Origin of the sequence: Pseudoalteromonas rubra (assembly GCF_000238295.3) — a bacterium.
GTDB lineage: Bacteria > Pseudomonadota > Gammaproteobacteria > Enterobacterales > Alteromonadaceae > Pseudoalteromonas > Pseudoalteromonas rubra.
This window is the reverse complement of the sequence record NZ_AHCD03000035.1, coordinates 613050-639571: the sequence shown is the minus strand read 5'-3', so window position 1 is coordinate 639571 and position 26522 is coordinate 613050. Positions and strand designations below refer to the sequence as shown.

23 protein-coding genes are annotated in these 26522 nt (G+C 48.0%); 19 read left to right on the top strand and 4 right to left on the bottom strand.

The annotated features are described in order from the left end of the window. Window positions 1–90 precede the first annotated feature (90 nt). From PRUB_RS13980 to PRUB_RS13950, 7 genes are all read left to right on the top strand, one after another. Window positions 91–1248 (top strand): acyl-CoA dehydrogenase family protein, encoded by a 1158-nt coding sequence (locus tag PRUB_RS13980; protein WP_010381505.1) that lies wholly within the window; start codon window positions 91–93, stop codon window positions 1246–1248. A 12-nt stretch (window positions 1249–1260) separates the two neighbouring features. After that, window positions 1261–2037, top strand: coding sequence for an enoyl-CoA hydratase (locus PRUB_RS13975; protein ID WP_010381504.1), 777 nt, complete (start codon window positions 1261–1263; stop codon window positions 2035–2037). After that, window positions 2037–3176, top strand: a complete 1140-nt coding sequence (locus PRUB_RS13970; protein WP_010381503.1) for an enoyl-CoA hydratase/isomerase family protein — start codon at window positions 2037–2039, stop codon at window positions 3174–3176. The genes PRUB_RS13975 and PRUB_RS13970 overlap by 1 nt, the downstream gene beginning before the upstream one ends. An 11-nt stretch (window positions 3177–3187) precedes the next feature. After that, window positions 3188–4078, top strand: a complete 891-nt coding sequence (mmsB, locus tag PRUB_RS13965; protein WP_010381502.1) for a 3-hydroxyisobutyrate dehydrogenase — start codon at window positions 3188–3190, stop codon at window positions 4076–4078. 21 nt (window positions 4079–4099) lie between these two features. After that, window positions 4100–4861, top strand: coding sequence for an SDR family oxidoreductase (locus PRUB_RS13960; RefSeq protein ID WP_010381501.1), 762 nt, complete (start codon window positions 4100–4102; stop codon window positions 4859–4861). 364 nt (window positions 4862–5225) lie between these two features. Continuing rightward, a complete protein-coding gene (locus tag PRUB_RS13955) occupies window positions 5226–8012 on the top strand; it encodes a leucine-rich repeat domain-containing protein (protein WP_010381500.1) in 2787 nt (928 codons plus the stop codon). A 238-nt stretch (window positions 8013–8250) separates the two neighbouring features. Next, window positions 8251–8859, top strand: coding sequence for a MarC family protein (locus PRUB_RS13950; protein ID WP_010381499.1), 609 nt, complete (start codon window positions 8251–8253; stop codon window positions 8857–8859). Between the two features lie 126 nt (window positions 8860–8985). Here the strand turns inward: PRUB_RS13950 and PRUB_RS13945 are convergent, their stop codons facing one another. After that, entirely contained in the window at window positions 8986–9501 is a 516-nt protein-coding gene (locus PRUB_RS13945) for a DUF2062 domain-containing protein (RefSeq protein ID WP_010381498.1), read from the bottom strand. Between PRUB_RS13945 and PRUB_RS13940 the strand changes: the two genes are divergently transcribed. From PRUB_RS13940 to tcdA, 7 genes are all read left to right on the top strand, one after another. After that, entirely contained in the window at window positions 9481–11736 is a 2256-nt protein-coding gene (locus PRUB_RS13940) for a DNA internalization-related competence protein ComEC/Rec2 (protein ID WP_081694264.1), read from the top strand. The two genes, PRUB_RS13945 and PRUB_RS13940, sit on opposite strands and share 21 nt — an antisense overlap. A 63-nt stretch (window positions 11737–11799) precedes the next feature. Then, window positions 11800–13542: a lipid A export permease/ATP-binding protein MsbA gene (gene msbA / locus PRUB_RS13935; protein WP_010381496.1), complete on the top strand. Its 1743-nt coding sequence runs from the start codon at window positions 11800–11802 to the stop codon at window positions 13540–13542. After that, window positions 13539–14522 (top strand): tetraacyldisaccharide 4'-kinase, encoded by a 984-nt coding sequence (gene lpxK / locus PRUB_RS13930; RefSeq protein WP_021032690.1) that lies wholly within the window; start codon window positions 13539–13541, stop codon window positions 14520–14522. Before msbA ends, lpxK begins: the two co-directional genes overlap by 4 nt. Continuing rightward, window positions 14512–14709: a Trm112 family protein gene (locus PRUB_RS13925; protein WP_010381495.1), complete on the top strand. Its 198-nt coding sequence runs from the start codon at window positions 14512–14514 to the stop codon at window positions 14707–14709. Before lpxK ends, PRUB_RS13925 begins: the two co-directional genes overlap by 11 nt. Beyond that, window positions 14697–15461: a 3-deoxy-manno-octulosonate cytidylyltransferase gene (gene kdsB, locus PRUB_RS13920; RefSeq protein ID WP_010381494.1), complete on the top strand. Its 765-nt coding sequence runs from the start codon at window positions 14697–14699 to the stop codon at window positions 15459–15461. Before PRUB_RS13925 ends, kdsB begins: the two co-directional genes overlap by 13 nt. Further along, a complete protein-coding gene (locus tag PRUB_RS13915; RefSeq protein ID WP_010381493.1) occupies window positions 15448–16113 on the top strand; it encodes a TIGR01621 family pseudouridine synthase in 666 nt (221 codons plus the stop codon). The genes kdsB and PRUB_RS13915 overlap by 14 nt, the downstream gene beginning before the upstream one ends. 1 nt (window position 16114) lies before the next feature. After that, window positions 16115–16909, top strand: coding sequence for a tRNA cyclic N6-threonylcarbamoyladenosine(37) synthase TcdA (tcdA, locus tag PRUB_RS13910; RefSeq protein WP_010381492.1), 795 nt, complete (start codon window positions 16115–16117; stop codon window positions 16907–16909). A 22-nt stretch (window positions 16910–16931) separates the two neighbouring features. Here tcdA and PRUB_RS13905 read toward each other — a convergent pair whose 3' ends face one another. From PRUB_RS13905 to PRUB_RS13895, 3 genes are all read right to left on the bottom strand, one after another. Beyond that, window positions 16932–17339: a SufE family protein gene (locus tag PRUB_RS13905; RefSeq protein WP_010381491.1), complete on the bottom strand. Its 408-nt coding sequence runs from the start codon at window positions 17337–17339 to the stop codon at window positions 16932–16934. Window positions 17340–17341: 2 nt separating this feature from the next. After that, entirely contained in the window at window positions 17342–18565 is a 1224-nt protein-coding gene (locus PRUB_RS13900; RefSeq protein ID WP_010381490.1) for an aminotransferase class V-fold PLP-dependent enzyme, read from the bottom strand. A gap of 132 nt (window positions 18566–18697) precedes the next feature. Continuing rightward, window positions 18698–19984, bottom strand: coding sequence for a citrate synthase (locus PRUB_RS13895; RefSeq protein WP_010381489.1), 1287 nt, complete (start codon window positions 19982–19984; stop codon window positions 18698–18700). A gap of 412 nt (window positions 19985–20396) precedes the next feature. Between PRUB_RS13895 and sdhC the strand changes: the two genes are divergently transcribed. From sdhC to sucA, 5 genes are all read left to right on the top strand, one after another. Then, the gene (sdhC, locus tag PRUB_RS13890) at window positions 20397–20774 is read left to right on the top strand and encodes a succinate dehydrogenase, cytochrome b556 subunit (RefSeq protein ID WP_081694265.1); all 378 of its coding nucleotides are present in this window, start codon (window positions 20397–20399) and stop codon (window positions 20772–20774) included. Continuing rightward, window positions 20765–21112 carry a succinate dehydrogenase, hydrophobic membrane anchor protein gene (gene sdhD / locus PRUB_RS13885; RefSeq protein WP_010381485.1) on the top strand — a complete coding sequence of 116 codons (348 nt, stop codon included), beginning with the start codon at window positions 20765–20767 and terminating at the stop codon, window positions 21110–21112. The genes sdhC and sdhD overlap by 10 nt, the downstream gene beginning before the upstream one ends. Next, window positions 21113–22885 (top strand): succinate dehydrogenase flavoprotein subunit, encoded by a 1773-nt coding sequence (gene sdhA, locus PRUB_RS13880; RefSeq protein ID WP_010381483.1) that lies wholly within the window; start codon window positions 21113–21115, stop codon window positions 22883–22885. It abuts the gene before it with no gap. A 10-nt stretch (window positions 22886–22895) separates the two neighbouring features. Continuing rightward, window positions 22896–23615, top strand: coding sequence for a succinate dehydrogenase iron-sulfur subunit (locus PRUB_RS13875; RefSeq protein WP_010381481.1), 720 nt, complete (start codon window positions 22896–22898; stop codon window positions 23613–23615). 83 nt (window positions 23616–23698) lie between these two features. Then, window positions 23699–26512, top strand: coding sequence for a 2-oxoglutarate dehydrogenase E1 component (gene sucA, locus PRUB_RS13870; RefSeq protein WP_010381479.1), 2814 nt, complete (start codon window positions 23699–23701; stop codon window positions 26510–26512). The last annotated feature ends 10 nt before the right edge of the window (window positions 26513–26522 follow it).

Here is a 26522-nt window from a genome sequence, read left to right as displayed (position 1 = left end):
TTTCGTAGTAATACCTGGGACTCAGGTACATAAGAATAACGCCGGGCAGAATCGTCACTTCGCCCGACATGACAACAAGTGAGGTCTTTTATGGACTTTAATCTCAACGAAGATCAACAGGCATTCGCCGAAACCGCACATCAGTTCGCCATGAGTGAACTGGCACCCCATGCAGCTGAATGGGATCAGAAGCACATTTTCCCTAAAGACGTCATTAAAAAAGCCGGTGAGCTGGGTTTTTGTGGCTTATACACACCGGAAGAAGCGGGTGGACTGGGCCTGTCACGTCTAGATTCAAGCATTATTTTTGAGCAATTGTCGATGGGCTGTACGGCAACCACGGCGATGCTGACCATACACAACATGGCGACCTGGATGATCGCCAGCTTCGCAACCGATACGGTAAAAGAGCAATACATGGACCAGTTGGTGATGGGGGAGCTATTGGCTTCTTACTGCCTGACTGAACCTGGCTCGGGCTCTGATGCGGCGTCTTTGAAAACGAAAGCCGTGCTGGAAGGCGATGAGTATGTCCTGAACGGCTCAAAAATGTTCATCTCGGGCGCCGGTGAGACCGATGTACTGGTTGTGATGGCCCGCACGGGTGAAGACGGTCCGAAAGGCATTTCAGCCTTTGTTGTGCCGGCAGATGCCGAAGGTGTCATCTATGGTAAAGCAGAAGAAAAAATGGGCTGGAACGCTCAGCCGACCCGTCTGGTCACGTTTGAAGATGTGCGTATTCCTGCAGCCAACCTGATGGGCAAAGAAGGCGAAGGGTTTAAATTTGCCATGCAAGGTTTGGACGGTGGTCGTATCAACATTGCCACTTGTTCAATCGGCACCGCGCAACAGGCCTTAAATACAGCCAAAGAATATATGCAGGAGCGTCAGCAATTTGGTAAGCCACTGGCGGCTTTCCAGGCACTTCAATTTAAGATTGCAGACATGAACACAGAACTGGTTGCAGCGCGTCAGATGGTCCGCCTGGCAGCCTTTAAACTAGACAGCAACGACAGTGAAAAAACCACTTATTGTGCCATGGCAAAGCGCTTTGCCACAGACGTTGGTACTAAAGTTTGTGATGATGCATTACAAATTCATGGTGGTTATGGCTACATCAAAGAATACCCACTTGAGCGCCACCTGCGTGATGTACGCGTTCATCAAATCCTGGAAGGCACCAATGAGATCATGCGGGTGATCATTGCACGCCGAATTTTAGCCGAAGGCGCAGCAAGCGTATTGTAAAGGAGCATCATTATGTCAGCACAATTGAAACTCGAAAAACAAGGTCACATCGCGATAGTCACTATGTCGAACCCACCGGCTAACACCTGGACTCGCGACACTTTGGTAGGCCTCAAAGAGCTGGTGAACGAGCTGAATGCCGATAAAAACATCTACTCATTGGTGATCACCGGTGAAGGTGAAAAGTTCTTCTCGGCCGGTGCCGATCTGAATGTGTTCGCCGATGGCGACAAAGGGGTTGCGGCCGACATGTCTCGCGTATTTGGCGAAGCATTTGAAACACTGAGTGACTTCCGTGGTGTGTCTATCGCCGCCATTAATGGTTTTGCGATGGGAGGTGGCCTGGAAGTCGCGCTGGCCTGTGACATCCGTATTGCAGAGACGCAGGCTCAAATGGCACTGCCAGAAGCCAAAGTGGGCTTACTGCCTTGTGCTGGCGGGACGCAAAACTTGTCCTGGTTGGTCGGCGAAGGTTGGGCTAAGCGCATGATTCTGTGTGGTGAACGCCTCAAAGCGGATAAAGCGCGGGAGATTGGACTGGTTGAAGAAGTGGTTGAGCAGGGCAAAGCGCTCGAAGCTGCGCTTGAGTTGGCTAATAAAGTTGAAGATCAAAGCCCAGTGGCCGTTACCGCCTGTAAGGCACTGATCCAAAAAGGCCGCTCAGGGACCATCAACAGTGCTTTGCCGCTTGAGCGTGAACTGTTTGTGACTCTGTTCGACACACAAGATCAAAAAGAGGGCGTGAATGCCTTCCTGGAAAAACGTAAAGCAAACTGGGTGAATGGCTAATGGTTGAATTACAGTTACTGAACCAGGCAGATGCCCCTGTGGTATTTGAGTTGGCGCACTGTAATAACGGCATGAAGGTGGCAGTGGCCACCCTTAATGCGCCAAAAGCACTCAATGCACTTAACCTGGAAATGATCCGCTTACTCGAACCTCAGCTCAAAGTGTGGGCTGAAGACGAGCAGGTAGCTATGGTATTGCTCAAAGGCGCGGGAGAGAAAGCGTTCTGTGCCGGTGGTGATGTGGTTAGCCTCTACAATGCAATGGCAGCGGAAGATGGTAATAATCATCTGGAAGTCTTCTTTGCTGAGGAATATCGCCTTGATTATCACATCCATAATTATGATAAACCGATTTTGCTGTGGGGCAATGGCATTATCATGGGCGGTGGCCTGGGCTTGATGGCCGGAGCCAGTCATCGTGTGGTGACTGAATCATCACGTATCGCCATGCCGGAGATCACCATTGGTTTATATCCGGATGTGGGCGGCAGCTATTTTCTCAACAAAATGCCTGATGGCGTAGGTTTATTTCTGGGCCTGACCGGTGCCTCTATCAATGCCACTGATGCCAAATTTGTTGGTCTGGCGGATCATTATATGGACGGTGAGCGGCTGGATATGCTGCTGCACAACCTCAGTGAAGTCAACTGGGGTAAGACCAACGTACTCAATCATGAGAAATTGACTCAGCTACTTATTTCTCTCGATGAAGCATCGCACATTCCACCGCGCAGCGAAATTAAGCCGCTGGCTGAGTCTTTTGCTAAATTAGCTGAGCTAGACACGCTGGAGGTCCAGGTAGAGCACATTCTGGCCCTGGACAGCGCAGAGAATAAATGGCTGAGCAAAGCGCAAAAAGCGTTAAAACATGGTTCTCCGCTCAGTGCCGTGTTGATCCAGGCACAACTAAATCGTGCTGAAGGGATGTCGCTCAAAGACTGTTTTCAACGTGAGCTGGCAATGTCGGTGCGTTGCGGCGAAGTAGGCGAGTTCCGTGAAGGCGTACGGGCGCTGTTGATTGACAAAGACGGACAACCACAATGGCAGTTTAAGACCATTGCTGACGTAGACAGCAAAGTGATAGACAGCTTTTTTGCACCACGCTGGGAAGAGAGCACGCATCCCCTGGCTGATCTGTAAGGAATAATCATATGGCAAAGATTGGATTTATTGGTTTAGGAAATATGGGTGGCCCGATGGCCGCCAATTTGGTGAAAGCCGGGCACCAGGTCACTGTGTTTGATCTCAGTACTGAAGCGGTGGCACACCTTGTATCTTTGGGCGCTGTGGCGGCAGCCAAAGTCTCTGATGTGTGCTCTGGCGCCGATTTTGTTGTGAGTATGTTACCTGCCAGCAAGCATGTACGGATGATTTATACTGGCGAAGATGGCTTAATCAACTATCTTGAAAAGTCGACGCTGGTAATCGACTGCTCAACCATAGATGCAGAATCAGCGCAGTTTGTTGGCAGCGCTCTGACTGACGCCGGTATTGCGTTTGTTGATGCACCTGTTTCTGGTGGTGTCGCAGGTGCTGCCGCGGGGACATTGACCTTTATCGTTGGCGGTAATGACGAAGACTTCAATAAAGCGCAAACCGTACTTAACGACATGGGGAAGAATATTTTCCATGCCGGTGCTGTGGGAGCAGGCCAGGTCGCTAAGATCTGTAATAATATGCTGCTATCAATACTCATGGCAGGCACCAGTGAGGCACTGCAAATGGGCGTTGACCACGGCCTTGATCCAAAAGTATTGAGTGAGATTATGCTCAACAGCTCGGGTCGCAACTGGACACTGGAGTTATATAACCCATGTCCGGACGTATTAGAGAATGTGCCTTCGTCAAATGGGTATAAACCTGGATTTATGGTTGATTTGATGGCCAAAGATCTGGGACTGGCGATGCAGGCGGCACAGCAAACAAACTCGGCTACGCCGATGGGGGCACTGGCAAAAAATCTCTACAACCTGATGCAGAATCAGGGCAGTGGCAGTGAAGATTTTAGTGCTATTTTTAAACTCTATTCACAAAAGCAGTAACAGAAGCAGGGTTGAAATATCATGGATATAAAGAATAAAGCGGTGGTGATCACCGGTGGTGCGCAGGGCCTGGGCTTTGCGATGGCAACGGAACTGGCAAAAATGGGTGCCAAGCTGGCACTGATTGATATGCAGGAAGAACAGCTGCAAGAAGCAGCTACAGAGCTTAGAGCACTGGATGTTGAAGTAAAAACCTATGTGGCGAACGTAAGCCTGGAAAGCGACGTTGAGCAAGTGTTTAACAACATAGTCGCAGATCTCGGTAAGATCTCCGTGCTGGTTAACAACGCAGGCATTTTGCGTGATGGCCTGTTATTAAAAGCCAAAGACGGAGAAGTGACTGACAAGATGTCACTGCAACAGTTCCAGTCTGTGCTTGATGTTAACTTAACCGGGGTTTTCCTGTGTGGCCGTGAAGCGGCAACCAAGATGGTAGAAGGCCAGGAAGGCGGCGTTATCATTAATATGTCGAGTGTGGCACGGGCAGGTAACATGGGCCAGACCAACTACTCAGCCGCTAAAGCGGGTGTTGTTGCGATGACAACGTCCTGGGCTAAAGAACTTGGTCGCTATGGTATTCGTGTCGGTGCAATCGCACCTGGTGTGATCCGCACACAGATGACGGACGCAATGAAACCAGAAGCCAAAGAGCGACTGTTGAAGATGAAACCCGTTGGTCGTCTGGGTGAAGCGGGCGAGATAGCCCACACAGCGAAATACATCATCGAGAATGACTTTTTCACTGGTCGTGTAGTAGAAATTGACGGCGGGATCAGACTCTGATAAATTAATACTTAAGTATCGGTTTGCTTTTATTTTTGTCCTTAAACCAATACAAAAGAATTCGCATACTTATGTTCCTTTATCTTCGAAAGAAGAAAGTGTGTTGAATCAAGCGGCAGGCCACGCATACCTGCCGCTTTTTAGTTTCTGCTGTTTATGCGGATTCTCCATAGCTTTTTTCTCAGGCGTTATGCCTTCTTCTTGTTAACCATCATCCCACTCTGTACCTTGATAGCCTTTATGAAATATTTCATTATTTGTTGAGTGCCGGAGATTATTAATAATTAAACATTTACTTAAAATAGGAACACAATATAATTCACGCTCTTAACATTTGTTGCTTTTGCAAATAAGGAGTAGGATTTTGCAATTTAATGTTTATCAGGCTGTTGCTGCGTGCGCAATTCCGTTGGTTCTGGCGGGTTGCTCCGGTGGTTCGAATGATGGAAAATCTAATGCTGACTCAGGGGCAGCGGGTAAAGCTGGCGCCACACAAGAATACAGCATAACAACAAGCGTTTCTGGCGAAGGCCGTATAGAGCCAAGTTCGCTGCAGTTGTTAGCAAACCAAACCGGTTCATTTGAACTTACGCCAGCCGAGGGGTTTAAAGTTGGGCAGGTTGCGGGTTGTGAAGGAACGCTCGACAATGGCACCTATACATTGACACCTGTAAAGCAGGACTGTGTTATTGAAGCCAGTTTTAACCCTATCGTGTACAAAGTGAATGTTGACGTAACGGGTGAGGGGAGTGTTAGCCCCGAACAAGCCGAGGTTGCACACGGGCATCAGGCTACTTTTACAATAACGCCAGCTCAGCGCTATCAACTTGAAAGCGTCACAGGTTGCGAAGGGGTCTTGCAAGATGGCCAGTATGTGACGCAGGCTTTAACTGCCGCGTGTACGTTGAATGTGCGCTTTGTTGCTGAGACCACCATAGCTGATAATAACACGCTGGATGACGGACTTAAAAGCTGCCTTATCGAGCAGGGTTATACCTATCCGGACGAGGTCAGTGAATTAGTCTGTAATGAAAAAGGCATAAAGTCTCTCGATGGGATTGAACTATTTACTTCTTTGACTTCACTGAATGTCGAAAGTAATGAGATAGAAACCCTGGATATCTCAGCACTGCATGCCTTAACGTCACTGTCCGCCAGATATAATCAGTTGAAACAGCTTGATGTGTCGGCGCTGACGAATCTTCAGGAACTTAAGGTATCCCACAACCAGTTAAGCAGCCTGGACTTGTCTGGTAACGCACAGCTGCGTGTATTGTTCGCCAGCAGCAACTTATTAACCGAGATTGATCTCACACCTGTGACTGAGCTGACCGACTTATCACTGGGCAAGAATCCTTTTACAGAGACAGTGGCGTTTTCTCATCTGAAAGGTTTATCTTATCTTTCTATTAGTACCGCAGAGACAGTAACTGAGCTTGATTTGAGTCAGCACCAGGCGCTCAGAGAAGTGTGGGTTGCAGGTAAGGCGCTCAGAACCTTGAATGTAACAGACCTGACCCAGCTTGAATCGTTGAGAGTGAATAACACCAGCCTCAGCACGATTGATGTGAGCACCAATCTTAACCTGACCGACTTGTATTTGTGGAGCAATCCAATTTCACGCATAGACGTCTCTATGCTCGGCAAGCTGGAAGGGTTGACGGTGGGAGACGCGCAGCTGACCGATATTAATGTGTCAAACAACCCCAGACTTACTTTTCTTCAGCTAAGTGACAATCAGCTCAAAACGCTCGATGTCAGTGCACTCACTGAGCTTCGATCCTTGCACGCAGCAGACAATCGGTTGTCTTCCCTTGATGTTTCTAACAACGCCCAGCTAGAGGTGTTAACATTGGCAGAAAATAATCTAAATACGATTGATTTGTCCTCGAATATTTTGCTAGAAGAGCTAAATATTTGGACGAATAATTTGAGCCATATTAACCTATCGCAAAACCCTAAACTAACAAAGCTGGATGTTAGTTCAAACCCACTTCTCAGTCTTGATGTAACTAAGTTAAGTGAGCTAGATACATTGTATGTAAAAGATACTGGCCTTTCAGAGCTCAACTTATTGAATAATAGAGGGCTGTCGAAGCTGGATATCCGGGGCACTAACTTTGAAAAGGTGACCCTTAGCCATCTTCATCATCTCGAATCCCTGTGGACACCATACTATTTGCTAAATGAGCTGAGTGTAAACGCGAGCAATTCGATAACTTATTTGTGGCTAACTGGAGACATCATAGACCCAATTGATTTTAGCAAGTTTCCTAACCTTCTTTCTCTCGGGATGATTGGCGCTTATATGGAGTCGATGGATATTTCCGTGATGACAAAGCTAACCGGTCTAAAGGTTTTTGGTGGGAATTTAAGAGAGATAGACCTGTCTTATAATACTGAGCTTGAAACGCTGTCGTTAGAAGGAACCACATTAGCCTCTCTTAAGCTCACGGCACACCCAAAGCTTTGGCAGATATATGGCAGGGATAACCAGATAGCAGAAATCGATTTGTCAGGTGCCCCTGCATTGAGCGACGTGCATTTGTGGAATAATCAGATAATTGATCTGGACATTAGTCACTTGCAATCGCTTCAATATTTAGATTTGCAGGGCAACCCTTTATCAGAGTTAAAGTCCGGGCACCATCCACAACTGAGTACCTTGTTGCTGAGGGGAGCCGAGTTGACTCAATTGGCGCCTTTGGATGCTGAGCAGCTTTCCCTGTTGGCCTTAACTGGCAACCCCTTGGCAGGTATTGATGTCACAGGGTATGCGTCACTTAAAGTGCTGGACCTGAACGAAACCGCAATCACTGCACTCGATGTGTCACAAAATCGCAGGTTAACCTCATTGTCAGCAGGGTACACTGAACTGACAGAGCTGGATGTAACAAACAATTCAGGCATCACTTGGCTGACGATCGATGATGACGTGACCTGTACTGGTATGGTGTGTCAGTATCGAAAACCACCATATGGTTCATTGTTTGGCGCTAACAGTCCGTACTCAGTTCAACAGGCCCAGGTTGACAAGCAGAAGCATGTCAGCACAGGCGTGGAAATGCTACTGCAAAAGGCTGAGCAGCAAACAATTGAAGAAACCAGGCATGTGCCGTCTATGCCAGAGCATATCAATTACGTGCACTAGAGTATGCGGAAAGAGAAAGCACCCAGTAGCTTTCTCTTTCATAAAAGTTCTGATACGCCCCAGGGCTTCGGCCCTGAATACCTATGTCTGTAGTGCCAAATTCCATCCTTGACCTCCCAAACCATGTGCCCAACTGAACATGTCTTCTCAGAAGTGACAAAAATAACTTAGTCATTTTTATTTGCCGCTGCTAGAGTAAACAACAAGGTTTGTCTGTTGCGTGTTATAAGGACATGTTGTGATTGACTTTGTTGCGACGTTTATTTTCTTTTTTGCCGTTATCGATCCGATCGGGACTGTGCCTGTATTCATTGCCGTCACACGTGGCTACGATGCTGCGGCAAAACGTAAAATAGCCATGATTGCCAGCTTGGTTGCTGCTGTTTTACTGGTCTTTTTTGCGATTGCCGGAGAGCTTCTGCTTACTGCGATGGGGATACCATTACCTGCATTTCAGATAGCCGGTGGTATTGTGCTGTTTCTGTTCGCATTGTCGATGATTTTTGGTGAAAGTAAACCAGACGAAGAAGTAAAATTAGTCCGGGACCACCATGAAACTGCAATCTTTCCTCTAGCGGTCCCGTCCATAGCCAGTCCCGGTGCCATACTGGCGTGTGTACTGCTAACAGAAAATGCCCGATTTAATTTGTTCGAACAGGTACAAACTGTGGCGATGATGTTAGCGGTTATTTTGTTGACTTTACTGTTGATGTTAGTCGCCAGCAGTATTCACAAAGTAATAGGTAATGCCGGTGCCAGTGTAATAAGCCGAGTGATGGGGCTGATACTGGCGTCAGTGGCTGTGACCAATGCGCTGGCAGGTTTTGTGAGTTACTTTGATAAGTAAGGCCAATCTAGGTGAAGACATACCCAATTTAAGAGGTTTTTCTCGCTTTAAGAGCGACTTATGGGGATTGGAATAATACTTCGCTGGAAAAGCAGCCAGTTGGCTGCTAAACCATAATGAGTGCTGTTAGCTGGATTGCTGGTTTCGCTCAGCCCAAGCTTTATTTACCGAGCGGCGCCACAGAAAGTCGATAACAAAGAAACCCAAAATCGCGGCCAGACAGGCGCAGATCAGCGAGCCGACCATGAATGCGGGCCCGATTGTTGAGAGGCTCTCGACCAGCCAGTTCCAGCTGGCTTCAAAGTGAAACGGCTGCTCCTCCTGGCCCAATGCGAACGCACCCACCTGATAAGATGCATAGAAAATAGGGGGCATAGTAAGTGGGTTAGTGATCCACACCAAAGCGATGGAAAGTGGCAAATTGACTCTGAAAGGAATAGCCAGGGCGGCTGCAAGGACCATTTGAAAAGGAACAGGGATGAAAGCGAAGAACAGGCCGACGGAGAAGGCCCCTCGTGCCGAGCGGCGATTTAAATGCCAAAGGTTTGCGTCATGTAACAAACTGCCGAATATTTTCAGCGACTTTTGTTGTTTGATCTTGTTGTGATCGGGTAGAAACCTTTGGATCGTCTTCTTTGGCATGTTAAGCAACCATTTACATCAATATTGATCTGCTGCGGCCTGATCAGCGGGTGCCTGATCTCAGTATTTTATCTGAGTCAGTGGCAGTGGTTTGTCTGCTCAGGCGTGCTCCTTTTTCTCTGCGGGTATTTTAAGGCTTTTTCGAGTGTTTTGGCAGGTTTTATTTTAGGTATTTTTGTGACGATTTGTCACTATTGGTTGGTTTATGCCCCTCCGGTTGCTGAAAAAGTCTTAGAGCAGAAGGTCGCAGTGGTCGGTGTTGTCAGCAAAGTTATGGGCTCAGGTACGCGGCCCTACGTCACGCTTGAGCTAAAACAACTGGGTCAGTATCAAGTACCTTGGTACCGTGTTGTCCGAATTAATGCTTCATTGAGCGGTGAAGTGCCCGCGGAGTTACACGAGACCGTACTGTCAGGAAACGCCGTTCTTAAACCATTTCGCAGTCGAAAAAACTTCACGGTATTTGATGCTGAGCTTTATGCTTTTCGTAGCCAGATATTCTACAAAGGCCGGATTGCTGTGTCAGAAGTGATTGCTGGCGCAGAAAAAAACTGGCAAACGGCATATCGTGACTGGATTGCAAAGGCGTTCGAAGGATTACATTTTGGCTGGTTCTATTATGTGTTGCTCACGGGAGATAAAAGTGCCATTGCGCAAGCGGACAAAGACCATTTTAAGTCACTGGGCCTGAGTCACTTACTGGCTATTTCTGGTTTGCATGTAGCCATTGTCTTTGCGCTGAGTTTTGGTCTTTGTAAGTTCGGCCTGTGGTTATTTTGGCCGTATTTATCTCAATGGCACAACTATCAGCTGGGTTATTTTGTTTTCGCGCTGGGGCTCAGTGGCGGGTATGTATGGCTAAGTGGGTTACAGGTGTCTGCGCAGCGTGCCTGGTTAATGGCTTTGCTGGGGGCATGTTGCTTTTTGTTTGCCCGGCAACTGAGCCCAGCAAGAGTCTTATTGTATGCGCTGGTTGTGATCCTGGTTGCCAATCCGTTTGCGGTGCTTAATCTGGGTCTGTATTTTTCATTTCTGGCCGTTGTGACGATTTTTTTCGTATTTCGAACTATGATGCAGGAGTCAGAGCATACGTCCAAAGCTAAGCTTTTATGCTATTTGCAATGTGCTTTATTTGTTACATTGTTGCCGCTCACGCTCTATTCGTATCATGGGTTCAGTGCGAGCAGTATCTTAGTCAATTTGCTGGTTATACCCTTGCTGACTGTGGTGATTTTTCCGCTTTTGCTGCTGCACACATTGGTTGTGCTGATCATGGACAAGGCGCTGTTGGGTCCATTTGATGCACTTTTGAACTCTGTTTACCAATGGGCAAATTCATTTCCTTATCACTGGTGGCAGACGGGTGCCGTGAGCATTGAGGTGGTGACGTTAGGCTATCTGACACTGCTCCTGTGGGTATGTGCTGTGACTCGGGTATTTGCCTGGATCCCACTGTCTGCCGGGGTGATAGTCAGTGCGCTTGAGCGTCCTCCTGACTGGCAGGTGGATGTCTTTGATGTTGGTCATGGTACAGCGGTATTGGTATCCACTCAGGGCAAGGGTATTTTGATTGACCTGGGTGCCAGTTATTTTTCCCGCTATTCATTGTTTGATAATGTGATCAAGCCCTACCTTGAGGCTCATCGTATTCGCTTGCAGCATACCGTGATAAGCCATGATGACAGCGACCACAATGGTGGGTTAGCAGATCTATATCGTTACGATGAGGGTCGCTCGCTTTGGCAGTTTCACGAGGGAGATGGTAAAGCACTATGCACCTTAAAAACGGTGACAATGGATAAATTAACTATAGAGTCGCTCTGGCCAGTAGCCCCAATGAACAGTGACAACAATAACTCCTGTGTGATCAGGATAAGTGATGGCACGACCCACCTGCTATTGCCCGGAGATATAGAACAGCTGGCTGAGCATGCATTGCTGGCGCTACAAGGTGAAAAAATGCCCGCTGATATACTGATTGCGCCGCATCATGGCAGTAACACGTCGTCCAGCATGGTGTTTGTCTCTGCCGTTGCACCGAAGTGGGTCGTGTTTTCACGTGGATACTACTCGCCATGGCGTTTGCCGCACGAGGAGGTTGTGGAGCGCTATCAGTCAATCGGCAGTCGTATGCTGGATACGGCCGAAGCAGGTCAGATCCGATTCAAAATAACCGGGACAGACGTTCAATCAGAAACCGCCCGGGACAGGAAAAGTTTTTGGTTCTTAAGATAATGCATTCAGTTTTGCCATCAGTACCGCTACAATACGCGGGTTATGACGTACCAGAGAGACACTATGCAACAATCCGCCAAGCAAATCTACAAGCGGCTTCTGAGTTACACCTTCGATTTTAAAGTGCCCGCCTTGTTTGCCATTATTGGCATGCTCGGTTACGCCGCAATGGACGCACTCTTTGTTCAACTGATGCAGCCTTTTATCGATGATGGCCTGACAGCACGTAACGCAGAAGTGTTAAAAATGGCACCCATTGTGGTGGTGCTACTGGTTATTGGACGGGGTATTTTTAATTACATGGCATCATACTGTCTGAGCTATGTGGGCTCTCAGGTGGTCAGAAAGCTACGTCAGTCCTTGTTTGAGCATATGCTATTTTTACCCGTGAGTTTTCATGATCAACATTCTAATGGCGAAATGATCTCGAAAATCACGTTCGATACTGAACAAGTACAACAGGCCGTAACCCGTGCTTTGCAGGTGATGATCCGTGAAGGGGCCTTTGTGCTGTTCCTGCTGGTGGTGATGTTCAACGCCAGCTGGCAGTTGTCTTTGATATTTTTAGTTGTTATTCCCATTGTCGGTGTGATTGTCAATCTGGTCTCTAAGCGTTTTCGCAAGATCTCAAAGAACATTCAGGATGCCATGGGAGAGGTGACCCGCAGCTCTGAGCAAATGCTGGCAGGGCATAAAGTGATCCATGGCTTCGGTGGCCAGGACAAAGAGATTACTCACTTTGCCGATGTCAACAATCGTAATCGCCAGCAAAGGGTAAAGATGGATGCCACCAGGGCGCTAAGCGTGTCTGTGATCCAAATTATCGCCGCCAGTGCAATGGCGTTGATCCTCGCTATTATCGCGATGCCAGAAATGATCGATACGATTTCGTCGGGTACCTTTGTGTCTTTAACAACGTCGATGATGATGATGCTCAGGCCGCTCAAGCAGCTGGCGAATGTGAATAGCGATTTACAGCGGGGGATTGCCGCTGCAACCAGTATTTTTGAAATTCTCGACAAAGAGCGGGAAAAGAATACAGGCAAGTTCGAAGCGGATAGCGTGAAAGGAGAGCTGGCAGTTTCTGGTGTGACATTCCATTATCCGGGCAAAGATGAGGCCGTTATTAAATCCTTGTCTTTGCAAATTCCGGCCGGTCAGAGCATTGCGCTGGTGGGACGCAGTGGTTCGGGCAAATCAACTTTATCTAACCTGTTGCCACGTTTTTATGACTGGGATGAGGGAGAGATCACCCTCGATGGGGTGAAACTTCAAGACTATACTTTGCCATCACTGCGTAAACAGTTCGCACTGGTGTCACAACAGGTGGTGTTGTTCAACGATACCATCGCTAATAACATCATGTATGGCCTGGAGCACCCCTATACTCAGGAGGAGCTGGAGCAGGTGGCGAAACAGGCGCATGTCTGGGAGTTTGTCAAAGACTTGCCAGAGGGTTTAAATACCATGGTGGGTGAAAACGGAGTCATGCTGTCTGGCGGTCAGCGTCAGCGCATCGCTATCGCCCGTGCAATTGTCAAAAACGCCCCTATTTTGATTCTCGATGAAGCGACTTCGGCGCTGGATACTGAGTCAGAGCGGTTAATTCAGCAAGCGCTCGACAACCTGATGAAAGACAAAACTTCTATTGTGATCGCCCATCGCTTATCGACCATTGAGCAATCAGACTGCATCTATGTGCTCGATCAGGGGCGTATTGTCGAGCAAGGCAAGCATCAGGCATTGCTGGAGCAAAAAGGGATTTATGCTGCTTTGTGTCAGATGCAGTATGGTGAGCAGGCATGAATCGCTTAGAGCGCAGCTGGTATCAACCTGTAGGGCTGTTAAATATCTTACTGCTGCCTTTGTCTGGGGTATTTTGGTTACTGAGTTCACTGCGCAGGGCGTTGTTTAAGCTCGGCCTGAAGCGTGTCTATAAAGCGCCCGTGCCGGTGATCATCGTTGGTAATATCGGTATAGGTGGCAACGGCAAAACGCCTTTTGTGTTGTGGCTGGTGCCTTACCTTGAAGCATTGGGCCTTAAAGTCGCGGTGATCAGCCGTGGCTATGGTGCACACCCCCCCAGCCTGCCATATCGCGTGACAGATAGCAGCAGCGCAACAGAGGCAGGTGATGAACCTTTATTGATATACAAGCGATTAGGCTGCCCGGTGATGATAGGTGGTGATCGCCAGGCGAGTATTGAGCTGCTGATGCGCGAAGATAAACCGGATATTATCGTCAGTGACGATGGCCTGCAGCACTATCAGCTGGCCCGGGATATTGAGATTTGCATCGTTGATGCGCAGCGCCGCTTTGGCAACACTCTGTTGCTACCGGCTGGCCCGTTACGTGAAACGCCAAGCCGGCTGAAGCACACTGACTTGGTCGTCTATAATGGCAAGTCAGATGGGGTTGGCTATGAGCTGGTACGCAGTGGCTATTTCAGCGTCCGCGATAATCAGACAATTGAAAAAATAGCTGAGCAGGGTATTGCTGTGAGTGCCATTGGTAATCCGCAACGCTTTGAACAGTCATTGCGCTCAGATGGTGTTGAGCTGCTTGATACACTGCATTTTGCCGACCACCACGCTTACAGCGAGCCTGACTTTGCGACCTGCGAAGACCAGGCTGTATTTATGACCGAAAAAGACGCAGTAAAATGCCAGTCATTCGGCAAAGAAAATTGGTATTATTTAAAAGTAGACGCACAGCCAAGTGCTGAACTCATACAACAACTTAATTCGTTATTAAAACAAAAAGGGATAGTCAACCATGGCCTTTGACACTAAATTACTCGAGATTATTGCCTGTCCGGTTTGCAAAGGAAAACTGAGATTTGACAAAGACAATCAGGAATTGATCAGCACGGCTGCGAAACTGGCTTACCCGGTAAGAAACGACATTCCAGTTCTACTGGAAAATGAAGCGCGCGAATTATCGCTCGAAGAGGTCGAAAAGTGGAATTCATAGTCGTTATTCCGGCGCGTTACGCTTCAACCCGCCTGCCGGGCAAACCACTGGCTGATATTTGTGGTAAGCCTATGATCCAACATGTTTATGAGCAGGCCCAGAAATCTGGTGCTAAAGCGGTTTATATTGCGACTGACAATGCGCAGGTGTGTGAGCGCGCTCAAGCTTTTACTGAAAACGTACTGATGACGCGAGAAGATCATCAGTCGGGGACAGAGCGTCTTGCTGAGGTGGTTGAGCAGCTGGGACTGGCTGACGATACGTTGGTGGTTAATGTTCAGGGTGATGAGCCTTTACTGGCGCCGGAAAATATCACTCAGGTCGCTACTTTGCTGCATGAGGCGCAGGAAGCACCAATGGCGACACTCAGTGTGGACGTTACAGATGTTCAAGAAGTGTTGAATCCGAATGCGGTCAAAGTGGTTCAGGACGCCCACCACAATGCCCTGTATTTTTCACGGGCTTCTATCCCGTTTCAGCGCGACAGCATGATGACGCTGGATGAGAGCAAAGTTCCATTGGCGCATTTTCAACGCCATGTGGGTATCTATGCCTATCGTGCCGGTTTCATTAAAACCTATCTGGCTTTACCTGTTTCTCCCCTCGAAGGTCAAGAGTCACTAGAGCAGTTACGCGTGCTGTATCACGGTTATCGTATCAAAATTGCCAAGGCTTGCCGTCCAGTTTATGCCGGGGTTGATACACCAGAAGATTTAAAGCGTGTCGTAGAGTATCTCAATGGCACCCTTTGAGGTCATTGCCAGTCACCCGGATTTTGTGGTGGCGCTTAAGCCCGCTGGGGTGAGTTTTCACAGTGAGCAGGAAAGCGGTTTTGTTGCTTTATTAGCTGAGCAGCTCGGAGAGTCGCTTTACCCTGTACACAGGCTCGATAAGGTGACTTCCGGCCTACTGGTACTGGCTCGCTCCAGTCAGGCAGCAGCCAGGCTGACTGAGCTGTTTACCAGTCGGGCCGTGGATAAGTTCTATCTTGCCCTGATTGACAGCAAACCTAAAAAGAAGCAAGGCTGGGTAAAAGGTGATATGGCCAAATCGCGGCGTGGGACTTATAAGTTATTAACGAGTCAGGACAACCCGGCCATTACACGCTTTTACAGTGCCAGCATAGCTCCGGGTCTCAGAGCCTGTTTACTCAAGCCATACAGTGGCAAAACCCATCAGCTGCGGGTGGCGTTAAAAAGCCTGTCTGCACCTATTCTGGGCGATGTCAGTTATGGGGGGAGTGAGGCCGACAGGGTCTATCTGCATGCCTATTGCTTAAGTTTTGAGTGGGATAACGAAAGAATGACATTTTATGCTTTGCCGCAGGGCGGGGCGCGGTTTGCTGAACTGGCAGACACAGAAGTAATGCAAAGCTGGGCGCAGCCCAAAAAGTTAGAGTGGTAATATGACGCAAGATACATCTTTAAGGTTTGGTGGCATTGGCCGCTTGTATGGTAATACAGAATTAACCTGGCTTGGCGAAGCCAGCTTCTGTGTGATAGGTATTGGCGGTGTTGGCAGCTGGGTGGCTGAATCACTGGCGCGCACCGGCATAGGTAAAATTACCCTCATTGATCTTGATGATATCTGTGTCACAAATGTCAATCGCCAGCTGCATGCAAAAACTGAGACCATAGGCCAGCCTAAAGTCGAAGCCATGCAGGCGCGTTGTCTGTCCATCAACCCGGATTGTCAGGTTGAAGTAATAGATGACTTTATCACACTGGATAATATCAAAGAGCATATTCAGGGTTTTGATTATGTTATTGACTGCATTGATGCAGTAAAAGAAAAGGCAGCGTTGATAGCCCACTGTAAGCGACAAAAAATTCCGGTGATCACCACTGGTGGCGCAGGTGGTCAGACTGATCCGAGCCAGATTTGCTATGGGGATGTGGCCAAAACGACACACGACCCTTTGCTTGCAAAAGTCCGATATCTGCTGCGCAAGCAATATAATTTTACAACTAACCCGAAACGCAAGTTTGCTGTTGATTGTGTTTATTCAACAGAGCAATTGGTTTACCCAACTGGAGACGGCAGTGTCTGCAGGACCAAACAAATGGCTGATGGCAGCAAAAATATGGACTGTGCGACCGGGTTCGGCTCTGCAACTATGGTGACGGGCAGTTTTGGCTTTTTTGCTGCGGCAAAAGCGATCCGTAAGTATCTGGACAAGCGGGCGAGGGAAGCTGGCTAATTCACTGTGGTTTTGTCAGGTGCTATTGCAGCACCTGAAGTTGTTGATGAATACGCTCTACAATCGCGCGAACGCCATTACCTCGAGATGGGCTCAGGTGTTTGATAAGACCCAGAGTGGAAAATAACTCATAGCCATCAATTTTTTTTGCTTCTTCCGGCAACTGGTTGTTATAGCAAGCCAGAATAATTGCCAGTAAACCTTTTACGATGCGAGTGTCGGAATCGGCGATGAGGACCAGTCGTTGTTGTTGCTCATCCAGATCCAGGTGCAACCAAACTTTACTTTCACAGCCTTTTACCAGAGCAGCTTCTGTTTTAAGCGCATCAGGCATCGCTGGGAGCGCTTTGCCCAGTAGCATGATTTCGCGATATTTGCCCTGCCAGGCGCTGTGCTGAGCAAGGGTCTGCTCTATGTGTGATAAGTCCATAATTACTCTTCTAATAAGCTGATTGTATCTTTCAGTGCCGTGATAAATCGACAGATGTCCTGAAGATTATTATAAAACGCCAGGCTGACTCGGATAGTCCCCTCTATGCCCAGATGCGCCATCAGTGGTTGCGTGCAGTGATGGCCGCTTCTGACGGCAATACCGTGGGTATTCAGTAGCGTTGCCAGGTCGTAATGATGTTCATTTTTATAACTAAAGCTGATTGTACCGACATTGTGGGTGGTATCGCCCCAAATCCGGATCCCGTCAATGTCGCTTAGCTGTTCAACTAAAGTACGATATAGCGCCTGTTCGTGCTGGAACAAAGAATCATGATCAAGCGTCACTAGGTAATCTAGTGCTGCGCCAAAGCCGATAACCCCAGCAATGTTGGGCGTGCCGGGCTCAAATTTTTCGGGGGCCGGGCGAAAGGTGGTACCACTAAAGCTGACAGTGTCTATCATTTCTCCGCCGCTTTGATAGACGGGCAGGGCATTCAGCAGTTCATAGCGACCATACAAGCCACCGAGGCCAGTTGGCCCTAACGCCTTGTGAGCTGAAAAGACATAAAAATCGCAATCAAGTTGCTGCAGATCCGGGCGCAGGTGTAATAAAGACTGTGCGCCATCTATCACCGTAATAGTATCTAATTTCTTGCAGCAGCCTATCAATGCTGCCACGTCATTGATATTACCCAGTGCATTGGAGGCGTGACAGACGCTCAGTACTTTTGGTTTTAGGCTCGCAATCAGCGCTTTTGCTTGTTCTAGCTGAAGAATACCTTGCGCATCCACTGGCAACAACTCAATACGTGCACCTGTGCGCTGTGCTGCGAGTTGCCAGGGTACGATATTCGCATGATGCTCCAAAGGTGAAAGCAGGATCACATCGCCTTTATTCAGACGTTCGCTGAGGCCATAGGCGATTAAATTGAGCGAGGCTGTTGCGCCACTTGTCCAGACGATTTCTCTGCTTTGTACGTTCAGAAACTGCGCAATTTTGCCCCTCACAGCTTCGTAGGCGGTCGTTGCCTGCTCACTGAGGGTGTGTAAACCCCGGTGTACATTGGCGTTTTGAGACTGGTAAAATTCCTTTACAGCCTGGATCACCTGATGCGGCTTTTGGGTCGTTGCAGCAGAGTCTAAATAACACAATGGCTGGTCATCTAATGATACCGCAAATATGGGGAAATCATGCCGAAGTTGTGTGCAAGGGTTTTCGTTCAAAAGGGTCTCCTACTGCGCCTGAGCAGGCGGATTTTACCGGATTTATAGTGGCTTGCAAGTCTGTCTGATCGAGAGGCATAAAAAAGGGCTGCCACTGGCAACCCTATTTCAAAAGCGTAAGTTAAGCGAGGCTTATCTGTCGCCTTCTTTTTTGTAGTCGCGTGCAGTGTAACCTGTGTACAGCTGACGTGGACGACCAATTTTGTGGCCCGGCTGAGACAGCATTTCGTTCCAGTGTGAGATCCAGCCAACAGTACGAGACATAGCGAAGATAACAGTGAACATGCTGGTCGGGATACCGATTGCTTTCAGGATGATGCCTGAGTAGAAATCAACATTCGGGTACAGTTTCTTCTCAACAAAGTACGGGTCTTCAAGCGCGATTTGCTCAAGTTTCATTGCAACGTCAAGCAATGGATCCTGAATGTTCAGCTCTTTAAGTACTTCGTGGCAAGTTTGACGCATTACGGTCGCACGTGGGTCGAAGTTCTTGTATACACGGTGACCAAAGCCCATCAGACGGAACGGGTCGTTCTTGTCTTTTGCTTTTGCAACGTATTCGTCGATACGGTCAACTGTACCAATTTCTTCCAGCATGTTCAGACATGCTTCGTTTGCACCACCGTGCGCAGGACCCCAAAGTGAAGCGATACCTGCAGCGATACATGCGTAAGGGTTAGCACCTGAAGAGCCGGCAAGACGGACTGTTGAAGTAGACGCGTTCTGTTCGTGGTCAGCGTGAAGCATGAAGATACGATCCATTGCTTTAGCCAGAACAGGGTTCACATTGTACTCTTCAGCCGGTACTGAGAACATCATGTGCAGGAAGTTTTCAGCATAGCTCAGGTCGTTACGTGGATAAACGAACGGCTGACCTGTGTTGTACTTGTATGCCATAGCAGCAATCGTTGGTAGCTTAGCAACCAGCTTGATTGCACAACGCATACGCTGATCAGCGTCTGAGATGTCCAGGTCATCATGGTAGAATGAAGACAATGCACCAACCACACCACAAAGCATCGCCATTGGGTGAGAATCTACACGGAAGCCTTGGAAGAAAGACGCAATTTTCTCATGCAACATAGTGTTGTGCGTGATGTTCTTTGCAAATTCTTCAAGTTGCGCGTCGTTTGGTAATTCACCGTTTAGAAGCAGGTAGCACAGCTCAATGTAGTTAGATTGCTCTGCTAATTGCTCGATTGGGTAACCACGGTGTAGTAGTACACCCTTTGCACCATCGATATAAGTAATAGATGATTCGCAAGAGCCAGTCGACATAAAACCAGGGTCGTATGTGAAGAAGCCGTGAGCGCCAAGTGTGCGGACGTCGACTACGTCCTGGCCAGCAGTGCCAGAGTAGATCGGGAGTTCGATCGGATCATGACCATCGATATGGACTGTGGCTTTCTTATCTGCCATCTATTTATCTCCTATGAAATAACAATATTCTGATTGTTATGTTGTGATACTAATGTTAAGCAAATTCAGATCATTCTAACTTAAAATGGGGGTGGAAAGTCAATTTTTCTGAGAATTATGCAGAAATGTATGATAAATATTCTACGCAGTTTAAATATTATACCATCGGCTAATTCGCAAGCGTCTCAATCTAAACAAGAATTGTAAAAGGCCGCTTGGCCTTATATACTATCTACGGTTTTATACCGTGTCGTCTGTGGGTAAACCTATTTTTACATTGGCATTTTTCACTTTGTGAACCGCTCAGTGTTTAAACAGGTATATCTAGAGTGTGCCATTTGTGCGAGCAGCGCAAGTGGTTTTATAAAAACAAGTAGATGAGCTCCTTTGTGAGCAAGATGGGCAAGTAACTGTGAAAAAGCAAAGACCTGTAAATCTAGATCTTACGACTATTTCTATGCCACCTACGGCAAAAGCGTCGATTTTGCACCGTGTCACCGGTGTTGCGTTATTCTTCGCATTGACCTTTGTCATTTGGGCGTGGTCTGAGTCTCTTTCTTCTCCTGAAGGGTTTGAATTTGTTAAAGAGCTAATGACTGGCTTTATTGCAAAATTCATCGCGTGGGGCACCCTCACCGTATTGTCTTACCACATCATTGGCGGTGTACGTCACATGATCCAAGACATGGGTCACTGGGAAGAATTAGAATCGGGCAACACCAGTGCTAAAATCGCATTGGCGCTGTGGGTAATCGTAGCCATCCTGGCAGGAGTGTGGATATGGTCTTAAATCAAGCAACTCTGAAGCGCGACGGTGTGCAAGACTATGTGTCTCTGCGCACGACAGCACTAATCATCCTGGCTTATTCGGTGTTTATCGTTGGCTATTTTCTGCTAACGCCCGAAATCAGCTATGAAGCCTGGACAGGTTTATTCTCAAACCTGGCCGTTAAAGCGGCAACTTTCATCACATTGGTATGCATCATGGTCCACACTCGCATTGGCTTGTGGCAGGTTCTGACGGACTACGTTAAATGTTCAACGATGCGCTCTGTGCTGGGCTTTGTACTTAATCTGATGGCACTGGCTTATGTTGTTGTTGGCCTGTTTGTATTGTGGGGTGTTTAAGTGAAATATAATGTTCGTGAATTTGACGCTGTTGTAGTTGGCGCCGGTGGTGCTGGCATGCGCGCAGCGCTTGCGATTTCTGAGTCAGGCAAAACTTGTGCATTGATCTCTAAAGTATTCCCTACACGTTCTCATACGGTATCTGCACAGGGTGGTATTACAGTTGCGCTGGGTAACTCCCATGAAGACAACTGGGAATGGCACATGTACGACACGGTAAAAGGTTCTGATTACATTGGTGACCAGGACGCAATTGAGTACATGACCAAAACTGGTCCTGAGGCGATCACTGAACTTGAAAACATGGGTCTGCCTTTCTCTCGTTTTGAGAACGGCCGAGTTTATCAACGTCCTTTCGGTGGTCAGTCTAAGAATTTTGGTGGTGAGCAGGCTGCACGTACTGCGGCTGCGGCAGACCGTACAGGTCACGCATTGCTACACTGCTTGTACCAACAGAACGTTAAGAACAAAACTAACGTATTCTCTGAGTGGTACGCGCTTGACCTGGTTAAGAATGACAAAGGCGACGTAGTCGGTGTTACTGCAATTGACATCGAAAGTGGCGAAGTCGTTTACTTCAAGTCAAAAGCCGTTGTTTTAGCGACCGGTGGTGCAGGTCGTATCTACGCATCAACTACTAACGCACACATCAATACTGGTGACGGTGTTGGTATGGCGGTTCGTGCTGGCATCTCTATGCAGGACATGGAAATGTGGCAGTTCCACCCAACCGGTATCGCTGGTGCGGGTACGCTTGTTACTGAAGGTTGTCGTGGTGAAGGTGGTTACCTTCTGAATAAAGACGGCGAGCGTTTCATGGAACGTTATGCGCCTAACGCGAAAGACCTTGCGGGTCGTGACGTTGTTGCACGTGCAATGATGACTGAAATCCGTGAAGGACGTGGTTGTGAAGGCCCTTGGGGTACACACATTAAGCTTAAGCTTGACCACCTTGGTGAAGAAATGCTTAACCTGCGTCTGCCTGGCGTATGTGACCTGTCTAAGACATTTGCTCACGTTGACCCAGCTAAAGAGCCAATTCCGGTTATCCCAACCTGTCACTACATGATGGGTGGTGTACCGACCAACGTAAATGGTCAGGTACTGAACGTGAATGAAAATGGCGAAGAGCGCATCATTGAAGGTCTGTTCGCGGTTGGTGAAATCGCGTGTGTATCTGTACACGGTGCAAACCGTCTGGGTGGTAACTCACTGCTTGACCTGGTTGTATTCGGTCGTGCAGCAGGTAACTTCCTGGGTACTTACCTACAAGGCTTTGAGTCTACAGGTGATGCATCTTCTGACGATGTTGAGCAGGCATTTGCGCGCTTTAATCGTTGGGAATCATCAGAGAAAGGTAAAGGCGAAGACCCGGTTCAGATCAAGAAAGATCTACAAGAATGTATGCAGCTTAACTTCTCGGTATTCCGTGAAGGTGATGCGATGGCGGACGGCCTTAAAGAGCTTAAAGAGATCCGTGAACGTCTTAAGTTTGCGCGTCTTGACGACAAGTCAACTGAGTTTAACACCCAGCGTATCGAGTGCTTAGAGCTTGATAACCTGATGGAAACAGCTTACTCAACAGCCGTTGCAGCTAACTTCCGTACAGAAAGCCGTGGTGCACACTCTCGCTTTGACTTCCCTGAGCGTGACGATGAGAACTGGCTGTGCCACTCTCTGCATCACCCAGAGTCAGACACGATGACTAAGCGTGAAGTAAACTTTGCGCCTAAGACACGTGAAGCATTCCCACCGAAAGCACGTACATACTAGGAGCTAAGCGATGGCAACTTTAGAATTATCTGTTTATCGTTACAACCCTGACGTAGATTCAGCACCTCGTATGCAAGATTACAAGCTGGAGGTTGAAGAAGGTCGCGACATGATGGTGCTAGATGCACTGTTAATGTTGAAAGAACAAGATCCAACATTGTCGTTCCGCCGTTCATGCCGTGAAGGTGTGTGTGGTTCTGACGGTGTCAACATGAATGGTAAGAATGGTCTGGCCTGTATCACGCCACTATCTGCATTGCAGAACAATGGCAAAGGCAAGATTATTGTTCGTCCATTACCTGGTCTGCCAGTGATCCGTGACCTGGTTATCGACATGAGCCAGTTCTACACGCAATATGAAAAGGTAAAACCTTACCTGATCAACGACAAGCCAACCGGTGGAGAAGAGCGTCTTCAAAGCATTGAAGAGCGTGACAAGCTGGATGGACTGTACGAGTGTATTCTGTGTGCATGTTGTTCTACGTCATGCCCATCATTCTGGTGGAACCCAGATAAATTTATCGGTCCTGCGGGCCTTCTTCACGCGTATCGCTTCCTGGCTGACAGCCGTGATACTGCAACAGAAGAGCGTCTGGCTGACCTTGATGACGCGTTCAGCGTCTTCCGCTGCCACAGTATCATGAACTGTGTAAGCGTTTGTCCGAAAGGCTTGAATCCTACTAAGGCGATCGGACACATTAAATCTATGTTGTTAAATCGTTCGGTTTAATACATATTTAAATCTACAGATGGCATGCTCAGCATGCCATCTTGTTTTCGTTTAAGTTTCTGCGCTAGAAAAAGGGCTAATAAATGCACGAAGGTGTGATGAAGGCATGGCTGGAATCTTCGCACTTATACGGCGGCAACGTTGCATATGTTGAAGATTTATATGAGGCGTATCTTGATGATGCGGCTTCAGTGCCAGAAGAATGGCGAGAAGTGTTTGATCAACTGCCAAAGGTAGAAGGCGTTGACGTTGATGTTAAGCATTCAGAGATCAAATCTCAGTTTGCAGACCTTGCTAAAAACAAACACAGAGAAGTAATCGTTTCTGCGGAAGGTGCGGCAGATGCAAAACAGGTTCGTGTTTTGCAGCTTATTAATGCATTCAGATTCAGAGGTCACCAAAACGCGAATTTAGATCCATTGGGTCTATGGCAGCGTGATCGAGTTCGTGAACTCGACCTGGCCTATCATGATTTAGACAATGCCGACCTGGAAAAAGAATATAACGTTGGCTCTTTTGCGAGTGGCAAAGAGACAATGAAGCTAAAAGACTTATACAATGCATTGAAGACCACTTACTGTGGCTCTATCGGTGCAGAGTATATGCACATTACTTCAACAGAAGAAAAACGTTGGTTACAGCAACGCATCGAATCTTCCTTCGCACAGCCTAAATACAACAAAGAAACTAAGCTTAGGATCCTTAAAGGCCTGACCGCCGCTGATGGTCTTGAAAAGTACCTGGGTGCTAAATTCCCGGGCGCAAAACGTTTCTCACTGGAAGGTGGTGATTCACTGGTTCCCATGCTGAAAGAGCTGGTACATCGTGCCGGTGAAAGTGGCCAGGAAGAAGTGGTCATTGGTATGGCACACCGTGGTCGTCTGAACGTATTGGTTAACGTACTGGGTAAAAACCCACAAGTACTGTTTGACGAATTCGCGGGCAAATACGGCGAATCAGCGGGCTCTGGTGACGTAAAATATCACATGGGTTACTCTTCAGACTTCGCAACGCAGGGCGGTAACGTTCACATGGCGCTGGCGTTTAACCCGTCACACCTTGAGATCGTAAACCCAGTTGTCATGGGGTCGGTACGTGCACGTTTGGACCGTCTTAACTGTAAGAGCGGCTCTAAAGCACTGCCAATTACTATCCATGGTGACTCAGCTATCGCAGGCCAGGGTGTAGTACAAGAGACATTCAACATGTCTCAGACTCGCGCTTATGGTGTGGGTGGTTCAATCCGCATCGTGGTGAACAACCAGGTTGGTTTCACTACGTCAAACCAGGAAGATACGCGCTCAACTGAGTACTGTACTGACATCGCCAAGATGGTTCAGGCACCGATTTTCCACGTTAATGCTGATGACCCGGAAGCGGTTGCGTTCGTAACGCAAGTTGCGCTTGATTTCCGTAACAAATTTAAGCGTGATGTGGTGATCGACCTGGTTTGTTACCGTCGTCATGGCCACAACGAAGCTGATGAGCCAAATGCAACTCAGCCTCTGATGTATCAGAAGATCAAGAAGCACCCTGTACCGCGTCAGATTTATGCAGACAGATTGGTCGCAGAAGGCGTTTTGAGTGCTGATGAAGCGAAAACGCTGGCAGATGACTACCGTAACGGTCTGGATAAAGGCCAGATTATGGTTGAAGAAATTCAACCAGAGACCAAGCACTCTTCAGACTGGTCTAAGTACGTTGGTCATGACTGGGATACCGATTACGAGGCAAGTGTTCCAGTTGAAAAGCTGAAAGAGTTAAGCGAAAAAATCTCGACTTACCCGGCTGATCACAAAGCTCAGTCGCGCGTTAAGAAAATCTACGACGACCGTAAGACCATGGCCAGTGGCGAGAAGCTACTTGACTGGGGTATGGCAGAAACGCTTGCTTATGCAACTTTGGTAGATCAGGGTACAGACATTCGTTTGACTGGTCAGGATTCAGGTCGTGGTACTTTCTTCCACCGTCATGCGGTTGTTCACAACCAGGCTGATGCTTCAACTTACCTGCCGTTGCAAAACGTTCGTGACGATCAGGGTCTGTTTGAAGTATATGACTCAGTATTGTCTGAAGAAGCGGTATTGGCGTTCGAATATGGTTACGCGACAGCAGAGCCAACTTCATTGGTTCTGTGGGAAGCACAATTCGGCGACTTCGCCAACGGTGCTCAGGTTGTATTCGACCAATTCCTGAGTTCAGGAGAGCAAAAGTGGGGCCGTCTGTGTGGTCTGACTTTATTACTGCCACACGGTTACGAAGGTCAGGGCCCTGAGCACAGCTCTGCGCGTCTTGAACGTTACCTGCAACTCTGTGCAGACCACAACATGCAAGTGTGTGTACCAAGTACACCGGCACAAGTGTATGCCATGTTACGTCGTCAGTCAGTACGTCCTCTGCGTCGTCCACTGATTGTTATGACACCAAAATCTTTACTTCGTCACCCTCTGGCTGTGTCTAGCCTAGATGAGTTGTCCGAAGGTGTTTTCCACAACATGATCGATGAGATTGATGACATCAATCCTGAAAACGTCGAGCGCGTTGTGTTCTGTAGCGGTAAGGTTTACTACGAATTGCTACAGGAGCGTCGCAAGCAAGAGCTGAATAATGTCGCTATCGTTCGTGTGGAGCAGTTATATCCGTTCCCGCACAAAGAGATGGACGAAATCATGGCTCGCTACCAGCACGTTAAAGACTTCGTATGGTGTCAGGAAGAGCCTCAAAACCAAGGTGCCTGGTACTGTTCACAACACCATTTCTGGGAAGCTATCCCAAGTGGTGCGAAGTTGACTTACGCCGGTCGTAAAGCTGCAGCAGCGCCTGCATGTGGCTACATGTCGACCCATACAAAAGAACAAAATGCGTTGATTGCTGACGCTTTAACTATTAAGAAATAAGGAATTAGAG

Coding starts and splice junctions, on each gene's coding strand:
- tcdA (WP_010381492.1), top strand. CDS start 16,115: ATGACGCAAGATACATCTTTAAGGTTTGGTGGCATTGGCCGCTTGTAT.
- sdhD (WP_010381485.1), top strand. CDS start 20,765: ATGGTCTTAAATCAAGCAACTCTGAAGCGCGACGGTGTGCAAGACTAT.
- PRUB_RS13915 (WP_010381493.1), top strand. CDS start 15,448: ATGGCACCCTTTGAGGTCATTGCCAGTCACCCGGATTTTGTGGTGGCG.
- sucA (WP_010381479.1), top strand. CDS start 23,699: ATGCACGAAGGTGTGATGAAGGCATGGCTGGAATCTTCGCACTTATAC.
- PRUB_RS13945 (WP_010381498.1), bottom strand. CDS start 9,501: ATGCCAAAGAAGACGATCCAAAGGTTTCTACCCGATCACAACAAGATC.
- PRUB_RS13980 (WP_010381505.1), top strand. CDS start 91: ATGGACTTTAATCTCAACGAAGATCAACAGGCATTCGCCGAAACCGCA.
- PRUB_RS13895 (WP_010381489.1), bottom strand. CDS start 19,984: ATGGCAGATAAGAAAGCCACAGTCCATATCGATGGTCATGATCCGATC.
- PRUB_RS13975 (WP_010381504.1), top strand. CDS start 1,261: ATGTCAGCACAATTGAAACTCGAAAAACAAGGTCACATCGCGATAGTC.
- PRUB_RS13960 (WP_010381501.1), top strand. CDS start 4,100: ATGGATATAAAGAATAAAGCGGTGGTGATCACCGGTGGTGCGCAGGGC.
- PRUB_RS13905 (WP_010381491.1), bottom strand. CDS start 17,339: ATGGACTTATCACACATAGAGCAGACCCTTGCTCAGCACAGCGCCTGG.
- PRUB_RS13925 (WP_010381495.1), top strand. CDS start 14,512: ATGGCCTTTGACACTAAATTACTCGAGATTATTGCCTGTCCGGTTTGC.
- msbA (WP_010381496.1), top strand. CDS start 11,800: ATGCAACAATCCGCCAAGCAAATCTACAAGCGGCTTCTGAGTTACACC.
- PRUB_RS13970 (WP_010381503.1), top strand. CDS start 2,037: ATGGTTGAATTACAGTTACTGAACCAGGCAGATGCCCCTGTGGTATTT.
- lpxK (WP_021032690.1), top strand. CDS start 13,539: ATGAATCGCTTAGAGCGCAGCTGGTATCAACCTGTAGGGCTGTTAAAT.
- PRUB_RS13875 (WP_010381481.1), top strand. CDS start 22,896: ATGGCAACTTTAGAATTATCTGTTTATCGTTACAACCCTGACGTAGAT.
- mmsB (WP_010381502.1), top strand. CDS start 3,188: ATGGCAAAGATTGGATTTATTGGTTTAGGAAATATGGGTGGCCCGATG.